The following is a 1,081-nucleotide window of genomic DNA, read 5'->3' on the forward strand; positions in this document are numbered from 1 at the left end:
GCTGAAAATGCAGCAGGATTTTTATCACAGGTGGCGGATCTTAATATCCCGATGGTTGGAGTTGATCCAGCGTTAGTCCTTTGCTATCGCGATGAATATGTGGAAATGTTAGGCGATGAGCGTGGTGATTTTGAGGTGCTCACTGTACATGAATGGTTGTTACCGCGTTTGAGTGAGTTTAATAGCAAAGAGATGGGCGATACTGAGCCTTGGTATTTATTAGCGCATTGTACCGAAAAAACTAAATTGCCTAATGCAGAAAAGGAGTGGATGGCAATATTTAATCATTTTGGTGCAGTGCTACAAGCTGTTGCTGTGGGGTGTTGTGGGATGGCGGGCACCTTTGGACATGAGCTGGATAAACTGCAAATGTCCAAAGATATTTATGCATTGAGCTGGCAACCAACCCTAGATAAGTTACCTAAAGATCGCTGTTTAGTGACTGGGTATTCTTGCCGTAGCCAAGTAAAACGGTTCGAAAAAATACAACCGAAACATCCACTACAGGCTTTACTGCAATTGATTTAAGAGGCCATCGGTTTGACGGTTGTTTGGCATTTAAACCTGACGTAAGTTTTGAGTATTTTCGCCCTCATCGAGGGCGTTTTTCGGGGCGGTTGACCCCTCGGCCAGCGTTCGTGGCTCCTTTTTATGGCGTTATCAGCTTATCATGTAAAGTAACCACATTTTAAAGTCTCTGCCTTATGTAAATAAATCACAAATCGTTGTAAAACAGCTGGAAAGGTCAATAAACCTGAGGAGTCAAGATGCGATATTTAGAATTGAAAATCCCGCCAGTCGCCCTTTTTTTAGTGACTCTGGTGTTGATTAATCGACTGCCTTATTTTATTCCATATGCCAATATGAATCTTCCGTATCGAGAAGCAATTTTTGCGCTCTGTTTTGTCTTATCTGGGATTGTTGGTTTGGCCGCTGTGCTACAGTTTCGTTTAGCGAAAACAACGGTCAACCCCACTAAGCCTGAACAGGCAGTGACGATGGTCGATTCTGGTATTTTTCATATTAGCCGTAATCCGATGTATTTGGGGTTACTATTATTGATTGTTGGGAGCGCTTATTG

2 protein-coding genes are annotated in these 1,081 nt (G+C 42.7%); both read left to right on the forward strand.

Annotated features, from left to right (window positions below; translation table 11 throughout):
* Window positions 1-528 (forward strand): (Fe-S)-binding protein (locus B7C60_RS19585; protein WP_245869518.1); only part of this gene is annotated, 528 nt, incomplete at its 5' end.
* A 239-nt stretch (window positions 529-767) separates the two neighbouring features.
* The coding region (locus tag B7C60_RS14770; protein WP_245869519.1) for a methyltransferase family protein at window positions 768-1,081 on the forward strand (314 nt) is incomplete at its 3' end.

The sequence above is a fragment of the Vibrio fujianensis genome (assembly GCF_002749895.1).
In the GTDB taxonomy this organism is placed as follows: domain Bacteria; phylum Pseudomonadota; class Gammaproteobacteria; order Enterobacterales; family Vibrionaceae; genus Vibrio; species Vibrio fujianensis.